At 65.6% G+C, this 13,532-nt stretch carries 11 protein-coding genes; all 11 read right to left on the reverse strand.

Annotation, left to right across the window (positions count from 1 at the left end):
* Positions 1-77: 77 nt before the first annotated feature.
* Positions 78-290: an MbtH family protein gene (locus ABD974_RS12360; protein WP_345303645.1), complete on the reverse strand. Its 213-nt coding sequence runs from the start codon at positions 288-290 to the stop codon at positions 78-80.
* A gap of 581 nt (positions 291-871) precedes the next feature.
* A complete protein-coding gene (locus tag ABD974_RS12365; RefSeq protein ID WP_425562701.1) occupies positions 872-2,206 on the reverse strand; it encodes a sensor histidine kinase in 1,335 nt (444 codons plus the stop codon).
* The gene (locus tag ABD974_RS12370) at positions 2,203-3,615 is read right to left on the reverse strand and encodes a sigma-54-dependent transcriptional regulator (protein WP_345303646.1); all 1,413 of its coding nucleotides are present in this window, start codon (positions 3,613-3,615) and stop codon (positions 2,203-2,205) included. Before ABD974_RS12370 ends, ABD974_RS12365 begins: the two co-directional genes overlap by 4 nt.
* 66 nt (positions 3,616-3,681) lie before the next feature.
* Entirely contained in the window at positions 3,682-6,126 is a 2,445-nt protein-coding gene (locus ABD974_RS12375; RefSeq protein WP_345303647.1) for an ADOP family duplicated permease, read from the reverse strand.
* A complete protein-coding gene (locus tag ABD974_RS12380; RefSeq protein ID WP_345303648.1) occupies positions 6,123-6,917 on the reverse strand; it encodes an ABC transporter ATP-binding protein in 795 nt (264 codons plus the stop codon). Before ABD974_RS12380 ends, ABD974_RS12375 begins: the two co-directional genes overlap by 4 nt.
* Positions 6,918-6,944: 27 nt before the next feature.
* Positions 6,945-8,198 carry an efflux RND transporter periplasmic adaptor subunit gene (locus ABD974_RS12385; RefSeq protein WP_345303982.1) on the reverse strand — a complete coding sequence of 418 codons (1,254 nt, stop codon included), beginning with the start codon at positions 8,196-8,198 and terminating at the stop codon, positions 6,945-6,947.
* A gap of 298 nt (positions 8,199-8,496) precedes the next feature.
* A complete protein-coding gene (locus tag ABD974_RS12390; protein WP_345303649.1) occupies positions 8,497-8,922 on the reverse strand; it encodes a DUF4124 domain-containing protein in 426 nt (141 codons plus the stop codon).
* A 97-nt stretch (positions 8,923-9,019) separates the two neighbouring features.
* Positions 9,020-10,249 (reverse strand): cytochrome P450, encoded by a 1,230-nt coding sequence (locus tag ABD974_RS12395; protein WP_345303650.1) that lies wholly within the window; start codon positions 10,247-10,249, stop codon positions 9,020-9,022.
* 193 nt (positions 10,250-10,442) lie between these two features.
* Positions 10,443-11,198: an SRPBCC family protein gene (locus ABD974_RS12400; protein WP_345303651.1), complete on the reverse strand. Its 756-nt coding sequence runs from the start codon at positions 11,196-11,198 to the stop codon at positions 10,443-10,445.
* Between the two features lie 92 nt (positions 11,199-11,290).
* Positions 11,291-12,601 carry a GMC family oxidoreductase N-terminal domain-containing protein gene (locus ABD974_RS12405; protein ID WP_345303652.1) on the reverse strand — a complete coding sequence of 437 codons (1,311 nt, stop codon included), beginning with the start codon at positions 12,599-12,601 and terminating at the stop codon, positions 11,291-11,293.
* Entirely contained in the window at positions 12,598-13,521 is a 924-nt protein-coding gene (locus tag ABD974_RS12410; RefSeq protein WP_345303653.1) for an outer membrane lipoprotein-sorting protein, read from the reverse strand. Before ABD974_RS12410 ends, ABD974_RS12405 begins: the two co-directional genes overlap by 4 nt.
* Positions 13,522-13,532: the final 11 nt, after the last annotated feature.

The raw sequence follows: 13,532 nt of genomic DNA on the forward strand, positions 1-13,532 counted from the left end.
CTCCAGACACGACAATCCTGCGGACGTCGCAGGACGGCCAAACCGATACGCTGCTTTTTTTCGGAATGCGGCCTGGATCAGGCGGCGCTCATCGCTTCCACGAGGCTGCGAGGTCGCATGTCGACCCAATGCGTTTCGATGTAGTCGAGACAGGCCTGACGGCTGTCTTCGCCATGCACGGCGGTCCAGCCTGCCGGGATTTCGGCGAACGCAGGCCAAAGCGAGTATTGCGCCTCTTCGTTGACGAGCACGTAGTATCGGGCGTCGTTGTCTTCGAACGGGTTGGTCATGGGCTTCCTGTCCAGCTTGGAGTTGTGCCGCTTCCGGCGTATTCGCGCTCTTCGATGCGGTCGTTGCACGCAGAGCACGGAGATTTCAACGTATTCGTCGTCATGACCCGGTCACGACTGACGGACGACGAAAAAGATACGAAAAATTGAGAGTGTTCAGCATGCCCCCCGCGTGCCGACCCGATATTCCGGTCACGACAAGGCACACCGGCGCTGGGCGCCACGATGACGGGGTGAGGAGTGGGGTCCGGCATCGCGATGGCCGGGATGCAGGATCGAGACGACGTTCCCGATGCGCTGGCAGGCGGTGGGCGCACGACGCTGGAGCAATCGATTCATGAATTCCCTGTTGCACGTCATGCATGCGCGATCCTTGACGACGACCGGATTCTATCTCGCCAGATTTCAAGTGACAACACATGCATTCTGGTGCATGTAAATCACAAGTAATTGTAAACAGGCGCACAAATTCCGGAATCCGGTGATCTCCCCGGGGCACGGCGATCGCCCCGCATGCCGTTCGTCCCACTTCCTGAACGGAACGAGCCGACCACGAACGAGGGGCGCCATTGTGATGGGTGTCACCTTTCTCGACCCATGGAAGGCGCCAGGGGTAGCGTGATCCGCGCGATCGTGCCGGCGCGATCCTGTCGCGATGCGAGCACGAGCGTGCCCGACTGCGCCTCGACGATCTGGCGCGAGAGCACCAGGCCGATGCCGGAGCCGCCGGGTTTGGTGGTGAAGAAGGGGACGAAGCGCTTTTCCTCGGGCGGAGGTCCCGGGCCATCGTCGATCACGTCGATGCATGCATGCGCTCCGTCGGCACGCACGCGCAGTTGCACGCCGCCATCTTCCGGACTGGCCTCGAGCGCGTTGCGCACGAGGTTGATCAGCGCCTGTTCCAGTTGATCGCGATCGACCATGGCGACGACATTCCCCTCCGCCTGAGCGTCGAGGCGGCCATCGTCGAGCAGGGCCTTCACGCGCCCGCAAGGTTCATCGAGCGCGACCGGCTGCAGTTGCGGCGGCGGCAATTTCGCGAGCAGGGCATAGCCGGCGAGGAAGCGCTGGAGACTGAGGCTGCGCTGTTCGATCAGGGTCAATCCCTGCTCGAACAGGGCGCGGAGATCGGGAGCGCCCGCGAATGCGTCGTCGGAGCGCACGCGCGTGCGCAAGGTGTCGGACACCGAAGCGATCGGAGCGATGGAATTGTTGATTTCGTGGCTCAAGACCCTGAGCAGCCGCTTGAAGGACTCCCTTTCTTCATGGCGCAACGCCTGCTCCACGGGGACGATCACCAGCAGCCGCCCCACTTGGCTCCGGCTGCGGAGATTGGCATGGCTGACCTGCCACCGTCCTTGCGCCGAAGCAAAGGCATGCGACACGACCGCGCCGCTTTCGGCCTCGAAAAGCGGCGCGAGCTGCAGCGATTCCGCGGATCGGCCGAGCAGGGCCTCACCGGAAGTCTGGAGCAGTCGCTCGCCGGCGGGATTGACCAGCCGCAGGCGGTGGGCGTTCGCGCCGTCGAAGGCGAAGACCGCGCCTTCGAGGCCGGCCAGGGTCTTGCTCAACAGTTGCGTGCTCTCGGCCATGCCCCTGCGTTCGTCCTGCAATTGGGCCGCCAGTTCGTTGAATCGCCGGATCAGATGCGCATGCTGCCCGCCTTCCTGCGGAATCGCGCCGCGGATGCCGTAGTCGCCTTCGCGCAGGGCATCGACCAGGCTGAACGCCGTACGCAGCCAGTGCTCGGTACGATCTTCGGACAACACGATCGCCGCGATGGTGCAGACGATCACGAGTGCCGACAACGCGAACCTGCCGGTCGTGTCCGGAATGCCGACCACCAGCACGATGGCGAGCGCGACGAGTGCGGGCGCGGCGATCAGTCCGCGTCGCCAGCGATGGCGGGGGATCATCCGGCGTCCTGCCGCTCCGCTTCGTCGCGGAGCCCATGCTTGTGCAGGCGGCGATAGAGGCTCTGACGGGTGATCCCGAGCTGTTCGGCGGTACGCTGCAGATTGCCGTGGTTGGCGTCGAGCACCCGGCGCAGCAGCCATGCTTCCGCCTGTTCGAGCGTCATGCCGGCGAGCGGATCGGCGACCGGGCGCGTCTGCGCCTCCAGCCGCAGATCGGCGCTGCCGAGTACGGCCGAGGTTGCGAGCAGGGCGGCGCGTTCCATCGCATGCGCCAGTTCGCGCACGTTCCCGGGCCACGCATATTGCAGGAGGGCACGCTCGGCGTCCGCACCGATCACCGGCAGCGGCCGGCCGTAGCGTCGGCAGGCACGATCGAGGTGATGGCGCGCGATGGGCAGGATGTCGTCCCGCCGCTCCCGCAACGCCGGCAGACGCACGCGGAAGGTGTCGATGCGGTACAGCAGATCCTGACGGAAACGTCCGGCGGCCGCTTCGTCGATCAGATTGGCATTGGTCGCGGCGACGATGCGGACATCGACCTTTTTCGTGCGCGATGAGCCGAGCCGTTCGAATTCGCCGTCCTCGATCGCGCGCAGCAGTTTGGGCTGCTGCTCGAACGGCAGGTTCCCGATCTCGTCGAGGAAGAGGGTGCCGCCGTCGGCGAGTTCGAAGCGGCCGATGCGCTCTTCGCGCGCATCGGTGTAGGCCCCGCGGACGTGGCCGAACATCTCCGCTTCGAACAGGCTCGGCGCGATGCCGCCCAGATTGATCTTGACGAACGGCTTGTCCCTGCGCGGCGACCAGCGATGGATCAGTTCGGCGATGTGGCTCTTGCCGGTGCCGTTTTCGCCGAGCAGCAGGATGTTCGCGTCGCTGTCCGCGATGCGCATCACGTCGTCGACGGCTTTTCGCATCGCGTGGGATTCGACCACGAAGCCTTCGCCGGCCTCCTGCAGTCGCAGGGCCTGCGCCGCGGACAGTCGATGCACTTCGCGGTCCCGATCGGCCAGGGCCACGCGACTGCGCAGCACGCTGAGCACGCGTGCGTTCTGCCAGGGTTTCTCGATGAAGTCCACGGCGCCGCGCCGCATCGCCTCGACGGCGAGATCGACGCTGGCCCATGCGGTCATCGCGATGACGGGCAACTGCGGCTGCGATTCGCGGAGCGCCGCGATGAGCGCCAGGCCTTCCTCGCCGGAGGTCGTGTCGCGCCGGTAGTTCATGTCGACCAGCGCCGCACCGGGCTCGTGCGGCGAGGCGGATTCGACGATGCGCAGCGCTTCATCGGGAGACGACGCGCCGAGGAAACGGTAGCCCGCGCCGATCAGCAACAGGCGCATCGCCTCCCGGATATCGTCCTGGTCGTCGACGACCAGGATGACGGGGGCGTGTTTGTTGCTTGCGGACATGCGAAAGACCGGGAGTGCGCGCGACCGGGGAAGGGTACTGCCTTTTCCCGGTCCGCGCAGGGCAGGTCACTCCATGCGCAGCGCCTGCATCGGCGGCACCCGCGAGGCGCGCAGCGCCGGCAGGAGGCTCGCGATCAATCCCGTCGTCGCCAGCACCAGCAGCACGAACAGGATGGCCACCGGATCGGCGGCGCCGATGCCGAACAGGAAGCGCTGCAGGACGCTCGACAGCGCCAAGGCCACCAGCAGGCCTCCGCCCAGGCCGATGGCGACCTGCAGACCGCTTTCGCGCAGCACCAGTTTCAGCAGCCGGGAAGGTTCGGCGCCCAACGCGGCGCGGACGCCGAACTCGTGCTGTCGCGCGGCGACCGAGACCGACATCGTGGAGTACAGCCCGACCGCTGCGAGTACGAGGGCGAGGCCGGCGAACAGGCCGACGAGCAGCAGATTGAGTTTCTGCTGGCTGGTCGTTTCCGCGACCACGGCGCGCATCGGCATCAGGTCGCCGATCGGCTGCTGCGGCGAGACGCTGCGGACGGCATCGCGCAGTTTCTGTTCCATGCCGGTTTCGGCGCCCGGCTTGAACTTCACCGCGTAGCTGAGCGGATAGAAGCCACGCAGGATGCCCCACAACGGTTCGGGCATCTGCGCCAGCGGCACGTACACGATGGCCGGCGCGGGCTCGGCGGGTCCGAACTGACGCACATCGCCGACGATGCCGACCACGCGCATCGGGAAGGGCTTGCTCGAACCGTCGTCGGGCAGGGTCACGATCTTGCCGATCGCATCGTTCTGCAGATATTCCTTCGCGAAGGCGACGCTCACGACGCAGATCGCCTCGGCGCCCGCACGATCGTTGACATCGATGCCTCGACCCGCCTGCATCGGAATGTCGAACACCTGCAGGAATTCCGGGGTGACCGGGCGGTACTGCACGTTTTCCTGGCGTCCGTCGCCGAAGGAAACCGTCACGTTGAGCTGCGAATTCGTCGGCAGATTGGTGCTGGCGCCGACGGCCGCGACCCCGGGCAGGGCGTGCATCGCTTCGGCGATCCGCTCGGCCTGCTGCATCGTCGATGCCCGATCCGGGTACAGCGTTTTCTCGGGCGACAGCGTGAACGCCGTGACATTCTCGCTGCGGAATCCCATCGGCACGGTGGCCAGTTGCTGCAGGCTGCGCGCGAACAGCGCCGCGCCGACCAGCAGCACGACCGCGACGCCGATCTGGGCGACCACGAGCACCCTGCCGAGACGCCCGGATCCCCGGCTGAGGCCTGCCCGGCCGCCGCCGACGAGCTCGCGCACCAGATCCATGCGCTGTCCACGCAGGGCGCCAAGAAGTGCGGCGGCCAGGGCGACGCCGATGCCGACGAACAGCGCGAACGCCACGGCGCCGAGGCTCAGCTGCACATCGCTGCCGCGGAGCCATTCCGCGGGTACGAGGCCGCCGAGCAGTCGAAGCCCGATCCAGGTGAGCAGCACGCCGCCGACCACGCCGAGCAGGCCGATCAACGCGCCTTCGGCCAGCGACGGCAAGGCGAGCCGTTGCATCGGCGCCCCCAGCGCAGACCGCACCGCGCTGTCGTGGCTGCGGGCGAGGGTGCGCAGGAGCATGAGACTCGAAAGGTTGATCGCCGAGACCAGCAGCACGCAGAGCGCCGCGCCGAAGAACATCCACAGCGTGTTGCCGGAGCGGGCCGCGAACACGCTGTCGCGCAGGGGCAGGGCGGCGATCCTGCTCTGGTTCCAGAACTGCTTGCCTTCCTGCGACATGCTGGTATGCGTCGCCACTTCGGTGCGCAGCCGCGATTCGGTTTCGGCGTTCGCGGCGCCGAGTTCGACGCCCGGTCGCATGCGGCCGATGATGTACTGGTTGGTCGAGAGATTGCGATTGGCGAGGTCGGGCTGCAGCGACAACAGGATGTCGAATCGATCCGGCCAGGCGAACGCCTGCGGCAACACGCCGACGATGCGGACATCCTGGCCCTCGATGCGCAGCGTGCGGTCGACCACGCCGGGATCTCCGCCGAAGCGGCGTTGCCAGAACGCGTAGCTCAGGATCGCCGCGCCCGGGCCACCGGGCCGGTCTTCCTCCGCGTTGAAGTTGCGCCCGACCGCGAGCGGCAGCCCGAGGGTGTCGAGAAATCCACGGTCCGCCTGCAGCGACGACAGCACTTCGACCGCTTCGCCGCTGGACACGTTGCTGTTCGCGGTGAACATCATGACCATGCCGAGGTTCGAGAACGACTTGATCTCGTGCGCTGCGGCATACAGACCCGGCGCGCCGAAATTCTGCCGCTCGTCGACCATCACGCCGAGCGTCGCCAGCCGGTCCTCGCCCGCGAACGGGAGGCGGCGGAGCAGTGCCTGGTCGAGCAGGGAAAACACCAGCGAGGTCGTGGCGATCCCGAGCGCGAGCGTGAATACCGCCAGCACCACGTAACCCGGTTTGCGCAGCAGCGTGCGCCAGGCCTGCAACGATTCGGCGACCAGGATGTCGGTGCGGATCACGGCGTCCTCTCCGGCGTCGGTTCCGTGGCGAGCACCTTGATCGGCGCATCGTGTTCGTGCCGCATGCGCTCGAAGGTATCTTCATCGACGATCCGTCCGTCGAGCATGTGCACGACGCGCTGGGCGCGTCTCGCGAACGCGGGATCGTGGGTGACCATGCAGAGCGTGGTGCCCGCCCGGTGCAGCGATTCGAGCAGACCCATGACCGATTCGCCATTGCGGCTGTCGAGGTTGCCGGTGGGCTCGTCGGCGAGCAGGATCGACGGCCGTCCGACCAGTGCGCGCGCGACCGCCACGCGCTGCTGCTGGCCGCCCGAGAGCTGGCCGGGATAGTGCTGGGTGCGATGGCTCATGCCGACCAGTTCGAGCACTTCCGCCACCCGGCGACGGCGTTCTTCCTTGCCGAGTTCGTCGCGATACGTCAACGGCAAGGCGACGTTCTCTTCCACGGTGAGGTCCGCAATGAGATTGAACGCCTGGAAAATGAAGCCGATCTCGCCGTTGCGCACCTTCGCGCGCTGCCGCGCATTCATGCCGGCGACGTCGCGGCCGTTGAGCATGTAGGCGCCGCCGTTGGGCGCGTCCAGCAGGCCGAGAATCGAGAGCAGGGTCGATTTGCCGCAGCCGGAAGGCCCGGTGATCGCGATGAAGTCGCCTCGATCGATCTGCAGTTCGATGTCGGACAGCGCGTGGGTTTCCATTTCGTCCGTCTGGAACAGCTTCTGCACGCCCTTGAGCGAGATCAGCGACGAATCGTTCCGGGAGGGCGCATCGGGAGCAATGGTGTTCATGTGATTGGTTTTCGTCCTTGCGTGGGTTCAGCGGATGCGCAGCGTCTGGAAGTCGTTCCACTGGCTCGTGTCCGACAACACGACCTGGTCGCCCGGCCGCAGGCCTTCGCGCACCTCGATCCGGTCGCTGGATGTCGCGCCGAATTTGACCGGCACGCGCATGGCCACGGATTTGCCGTCGCGGATCACGAACAGGCTCGATTCGCTGTTGGCGGCGGCGCTGGAAGGCCGGCCGATGCTGATGACGTTGCGCAGCGTGCCCAACTGGATGCGCCCTTCGACCGTGAGGTCGGGGCGGGCGCTGGCGGGCAGGGCGGTGGAGAACGCGACATCGATGGTCACGCTGCCGTTCTTGACGGCCGGATCGATCCGCTGGATGCGGCCATCGACGATGCCGTTGCGGGTGTCCACCTTCACCGACTGGTTCAGGGCGAGGTCCTTGGCCTGGGCTTCGGACACCTGGAGGCGGGCCAGCAGTTCGCCGGGACGCGAGATGCGCGCCAGCTTGGCCCCGACCTGCACCTGTTGTCCGGGTTCGACATCGACCTGCTGCAGCACGCCGTCGATGCCGGCGGTCACGGTCAGCGCATCCGCCTGCTGCTTCGCGATCTGCGCCGCGCTGACCGCTTCGTCGCGCTTCGCGCCGCTGGCATCCAACTGCGCGGACACGTTCTGGGACATGGCATCGACGCGCTCTCGTCCGATGGCGACCTTCTTCTTCGCCTGATCGAGCACGATCTCGCTTTCGCGCACGTCGATCTCGGGCACCACGCCGGCGGCGAGGGCCCGGACCAGTACCGCGTTCTTGACGCCGGCGATCCGCATGTCGGATTCGGCCTGCGTCAGCGCCTGCTTTTCGGCGAGCAATTGCGTGGTGAGCGAAGCGCGGGCGGCCGCGACATCCGCCTGGGCGCCGCTCAGGACGGCATTGGCCTTCGCCAGGTTGGCGAGCACCTCGGGATTGATCATGCGCAGGATGACGGTATCGGCCTTCACTTCCGCGCCCGGCAGAACGACGACATCCTGCACCGTCGCGACGGCGCCCGCGGTGATCCAGCGGATGTCCTTCGGGACGAGAACGCCGGTCGCGCGGACCTCACGGACCATGTCGCCTTGTTGGACGGTGTCGATCCAGAGATTGCCGCGCTCGACCGCCGGCACGGCCTGGCCGAGGCCGAAGACGCCGACGAGCACGACGACGAGTAAGACGGCGCTGCCGCCGATGATGAGGCCGCGCCTGCGGCGCCACAGTGAGGGTCTGGGGGGTTTGACGATGTCCATATCGTTCACATAGCAATCCGCATGCCAGCGGCTCGATATCCTCAAGCCATTGAATTGTCTGATTTTCCGTTGGGAATCATACGCTGTGGACGTCCGTTTTCGCGACAGCGCGTACGATTTCGTACGCTCGACCCGCATGGAACCGGATGTTGTCGCTTCGGATGTTCGCGGACGAGAAGGCCGTCCAGCGATCACTGCCGGGCAGTCTGGGCATGCTTCCCATGCCCATGATCGTAATAACATAATATGCATTATGCGAAATTGTGGTTCGAGGCGGTATTGCCTGGAACCGACTCTCCTACGCCCCCGGTGCGTATTTGCAGGCGTCGTAGACCTTGTCGTCGAGCGTGCGGCGAAGATCGTAGGTCGAACGAAGGCCGAGCGAATCGAGAACGCGTTTGCGCTCTTCCTTGGCCGCCCGGCAGCGCCGAACCTTTTCCGACTCCGCATTCGGCGAACCGAACGAATAGCCAGTCGTCTGGCGGCGACGCGCGGCAAGCGACTGACGATCGGCCTCGACCTTGCGCGCCAGATTCGGATCGATGCCGCGATCGGTGAAGACCTTGAGGTCGCGAACATCGGTCCCGGGCCGACAGCGATCCGTCTGGTAAGCGACGTGCCCCGCCCGGTCGACGCATTTGTAGATCACCCCTTGCCTGTCCTGAGCGGCCGATGCGACGGGCAAGAGACAGCAAAGAACGACGATGCGGTACCGGAGCGGCATGGATTCCAGTTGGCCTGAGTTGGGGGGCACGGGAGGCAGCGGACCCGGCGACTGCGAGTTGCCCCGCGTCGACCGGGTCTTCGCCCCTTGCGACCGCTTACACGCTGATCGGCATCGCCGTCGCGCCGCGGAGGTTCATGCGGCCGTTCCAGCGCACCGGCCCGGCCAACGCCAGTTTGGGGAACCTGCTGACCAGCCGGCCGATCGCCACCCGACCCTCCATTCGCCCGAGCGCGGAGCCGAGGCAGTGGTGCGGGCCGAGGCTGAACGACACGTGCTGGCGCGCCTGCTCGCGGTCGATCTTCAGCGCCTCGGCGTCCGGACCGAACACCCGCTCGTCGCGGTTGGCCGCGCCGAGACACGCGATCAGCATCGAGCCGGCCGGAATTTCCTGGTCGCCGAGCGAATACGGGGCCGTGGTGATGCGGCGGGTTTGATGGATGGGGCTGTCGTAGCGAAGGAACTCTTCGACGGCGTTGCCGATGAGGTCGGGATTCGAGCGCAGCAGCGCGTGTTGATCGGGATTGCGCAGCAGCGCAGCGACACCGTTGCCGATCAGGTTGACGGTCGTATGGTGACCGGCGACATACAGCAGCAGCACCTGGGCCACCAGTTCGTCGTCGGTGAGCAGATCGCCGTGCTGCTCTGCCTGGATGAGCGCGCTCAGCAGATCATCGGCCGGATTGTTCCGCTTCCAGGCGATGACTTCACGCATCATGGCATCGAGTTCGACCTCGGCACGGACGATCGCCTTCATCACCTGCGGATCGCCGACCGGCTCCAGCGCGACCACCAGCGTCTCGGTCAACTCGAGCAGGCGCTTGTGATCGGTCTCCGGCATGCCGAGCATCGCCGAGATCACCGCGAACGGCAGCGGGAATGCGAGCGCTTCGATCAGGTCGGCCGAGCCGGCATCGGCGATGCGATCCAGCGCCGCGTCGACATGCTGGGTCACCATCGGCTCCAGCGCGCCGATCGAGCGTGGCGTGAATACCTTGCCAACCAACGCCCGCAGACGGGTGTGATCCGGCGGGTCGCTGTTCATGATGGTCACGAGCTTGACGGGCGCGTCGGCGATGAGCGCCTCGTACTGATCGCGCATCGGGCCGGCGCCGAGGTTGATTTCCGACACGGACAAACGTGCGTCGCGCAGGATCGTGGCGACATCGGCGTGTCGCGATATGAACCAGACCCCCATCGGGTGCCGCTGCACCGGCAGGATGTCGCGCATCTCGCGGTAGTGGTTGTACGGGTCCTCGGCGAACCCTGGCTGGAACGGATTGAAGACTCCCGGGGGCATCGGGGGCAACTGGGGCATCTCGGTCATGGCATGGTTCCTTCCCTTGTCGGTGATGGCGTTGTTCGGTTCGGGTCGAACAGATATTTCCGCGGATTCGCGCAGGCCGCCGGCATGTATGGGCCGATGGGGCGCCGGACGTTCGCACGTCCGACAGGCGCCCCACCCCGCTCCCCGCATTCGGCGGCCGGGGCCGCAGCCGGATGCGCCTGCGCGCGTCGGATCAGCGGATGTCGTCGATGAAATCGAGCTTGGCGTTGACGAATCTGTCTTCCTTCAAGGTCCTGCGCAGCGTGGTCGCGAAGAACGTGTGGCTATGATCGACGAGGGTCATGTTCAGCAGGAAGTACGGAAAGAAGCCGATGCCGGGCAGATCGACGTCCTGGATCAGCGACACTTCCACCTTGCCGTTGGCCTTCGGCGTGTAGGTCCAGCGGTTGTGCATCCGCTCGACGCGAACCACGCCGGGCGTGTGCGGCAGGGTGTTGGGGATGGAGACCACGTCGAGCACGACTTCCTTGGTCTTCTTGTCCTGCGAGAACATCGTCGTGATCAGCAACTCGCGATCGGCGAACGGCCCGGGGACCTCCACGCGCCACATGTCCTTGTCGTAGCCGCGGACCGGATCGAAGTCCTGGATGCGGGTCATGTCCTTGCAGCCGGGAATCCACTCTTTGCAGACCGCCAGCGTGTCGCCGACGATGAGATGCTGCGAGGCCAGCTGGGTCAGGGTGTAGTCGCCTTCCATCACCGTCCGCGCCTTCAGCAGCGGGTCGCCCGGAGCCTTCAACAGGTAGACCTTGATGCCATCCTCGTCCTTGGCGAGCTTCCACTCGCCCGTACCGGAGGCCACCCATGTGAAGTGCGCGACGAGCAGCACCATCACAAGCAGGCTGAAAGCGAAATAGAGCCTCTTCCACAGCGGATCCTTGATCTTCCTGGGGGCGGCGACCTTGTCCGTATTCGATGCTGCGTTCATTTGATCTTCCTGTTTATAGCGATGGGCTGGGTGATGGAACATGGGTGACGGAACGCGAGCGCCGCTCGCGGCCGGGGTCAGATCGACATGGGTCAGATCGACATGACCGCCGCTTCGGCGGGCGCGCTCCTGGTTTGGGTCAAGGTGTCGGCGAAATACTTCGCCAGGCAAAGCAGGGTGAGCGTCGGCGCGACCCGCCCGTTCTCCGGGATGAGCGAGCCGTCGCAGACGTAGAGATCGCGCACGCTGGTTTCGAGTTTCGCGTCGACATCTCTGCCGATGCGCAGCGTGCCCAGGCCGCTGCCGACGAACATCGGTGCCTTGAAGATGTCGCGCGCACCGGCGTGCTGGAGAATTTCGCGCGCCGCGCGCTCGCCGCGCGCGAGCTTGTCGAAAACTCCGGCATCGAGCGTCTTGTGGAAGCGGCCGTCGGCGGAGAGCCCGCCGCCGACCTCGTCGTGGGCCATGACCGTGAGTCCGAGGTGCTCGGGATACGCGAACATCCGCGAAAGCTGCATGTACTGCGGCATGAACATGAGGAACGGGAGCTTGTGGACGTTCGCGTCCTTCAGCACGATGCCCCCTTCGAGCGTCGTTTCCATGACGCCGCAGAAACTGTCGACGCCGCGAAGTCCCGGAACCCGCGCGAACAGCGTGAAGCTGGGGTCGATGAAATAGCCGTGGGTGGCAGCGTCCTGCAATCCGCTGGCACGCAGCAATCGCGGCGTCGCCAGCGAACCCGCGCAGGCGACGACCCGATTCGCACGGAACCGGACGGTCCTGCTGCGGAACGCGCCCTCCTTGATCCGGCACTCGACGCCGACCGCACGCCCGTTCTCGATCAGGACCCGTTCCGCGAGCGCCTGGCATTGGAGCACCGCGCCCTGGCGCACGGCGTCCTCGACGAAGGTCAGCGCCTTCCACTTGGCCTCGTACGAGTAGGCGCCGCTGCACTTCGACTGGTCGATCAGCATCAGCTTCTTCTTCCAGTCGTAACCGGCCGCGACGGCGGCTTCCGCCATCCTCTGCGACTGCGGGCTGATCAGCGCGTCGGCCATCTCGGCGAGCGGAACCTGCAGGCGCATCGTGTCGTAGGCGGGCTGCAGATCGATCCCCAGCGCACGATAGGCATCGATCGGCGGTTCGTCCATGACCGCCAGATACATGGCGCTCGAACCGCCCGCGGCGTAGACCGCATTGCCCTTGAGCTTGTCGCCCACGGGGATCTCGTTGAAGATCGACCCGAACGTCCACAGCGATTCCTTGAGCGGGATATGTTGCCCCCGTTCGAGGATCAGAACCTTTTGTCCGCGACCGCTGAGTTCGCGCGCGATGACGGCTCCGGAGGTGCCGGAGCCGACGATGATGCAGTCGTAGATTTCGCCGTCTTCGGACATTGTCATGGTTTGGCCGGTGCCTGCGGGGTTCCACCCTTCGCCTGGTTCAGGTACTTGCGGTACTGCTGCATCTGACGCTCGCGATACGCGAAGTCGGTCAGCGAGCGCTGGCTGAGGAACTCTTCGTCGATGTCGACATTGAGCACGATGTCGGACTGTTCCCAGGTGGTGATCCGGCGCTTGGTGAGATTGTTCATCGCGGCGTTCGTGGCCAGCCAGGCCTTGCCGACCCGCGTCACGTCCAGCACCGTGAACTGCTTGTGATGCCTGCCGCTGCGATCGTAGAGATCCTGCTTCAGCACGATGAAGCGCTCCTTGTCGATGTAGGAGACGATGCGGCCGTAGAAGGAACGCTTGCTGCGGTTGGGCGTCGGGATCGACTCGATCTTCCACACCGCGCGGCCACGATAGGTCTCCTCGCCGAGCAGCTTGTAGGTGTAATCCCGCAACTTCTTGACTTCAGCGTCTTCGGCCGTGACTTCCGAACCGAACACCGATCCGCTCTCGCCGCTGTCGGCGACGGACACGATGCGCTTGACCTTGCTCAACACCGGCAGGTAGATCCAGAAATCCGTCGCCTTGTCGTCTTCGGCATAGCCCCAGGACAGCATCGCCGTGTTCTTGTCGCTCACCGGCTGGATGATGACGTCGAGCGACTTGTTGTCGTTGTCGCGCCGTCCGGGAGGGCGACGGCTCTTGCCGAACGACTCGAAGATCACGATGCGCGGCTTCTCGGCGCAGGACAGCTTCCCGCCGGCGACGTTGTAACGGCAAGTCGAAAACTTGACGCGGCGGGCCGAAGACGAATAGCTGTGATTCGTCGCATCGTCCACCTTGATCATGATCTCGCGCGCGTCCTGCGCGAGGCATACGGCCGGGGCGGCCAGGAACAGTGCCGCGAGAAAAATGCGGTAGGTGATTTTCATCCAAGGGTCTC

The sequence above is a fragment of the Lysobacter hankyongensis genome (assembly GCF_039543145.1).
GTDB classification, from domain to species: Bacteria; Pseudomonadota; Gammaproteobacteria; order Xanthomonadales; family Xanthomonadaceae; genus Lysobacter_I; species Lysobacter_I hankyongensis.

Coding starts and splice junctions, on each gene's coding strand:
- ABD974_RS12360 (WP_345303645.1), bottom strand. CDS start 290: ATGACCAACCCGTTCGAAGACAACGACGCCCGATACTACGTGCTCGTC.
- ABD974_RS12365 (WP_425562701.1), bottom strand. CDS start 2,206: ATGATCCCCCGCCATCGCTGGCGACGCGGACTGATCGCCGCGCCCGCA.
- ABD974_RS12370 (WP_345303646.1), bottom strand. CDS start 3,615: ATGTCCGCAAGCAACAAACACGCCCCCGTCATCCTGGTCGTCGACGAC.
- ABD974_RS12380 (WP_345303648.1), bottom strand. CDS start 6,917: ATGAACACCATTGCTCCCGATGCGCCCTCCCGGAACGATTCGTCGCTG.
- ABD974_RS12385 (WP_345303982.1), bottom strand. CDS start 8,198: ATGGACATCGTCAAACCCCCCAGACCCTCACTGTGGCGCCGCAGGCGC.
- ABD974_RS12390 (WP_345303649.1), bottom strand. CDS start 8,922: ATGCCGCTCCGGTACCGCATCGTCGTTCTTTGCTGTCTCTTGCCCGTC.
- ABD974_RS12395 (WP_345303650.1), bottom strand. CDS start 10,249: ATGACCGAGATGCCCCAGTTGCCCCCGATGCCCCCGGGAGTCTTCAAT.
- ABD974_RS12400 (WP_345303651.1), bottom strand. CDS start 11,198: ATGAACGCAGCATCGAATACGGACAAGGTCGCCGCCCCCAGGAAGATC.
- ABD974_RS12405 (WP_345303652.1), bottom strand. CDS start 12,601: ATGACAATGTCCGAAGACGGCGAAATCTACGACTGCATCATCGTCGGC.
- ABD974_RS12410 (WP_345303653.1), bottom strand. CDS start 13,521: ATGAAAATCACCTACCGCATTTTTCTCGCGGCACTGTTCCTGGCCGCC.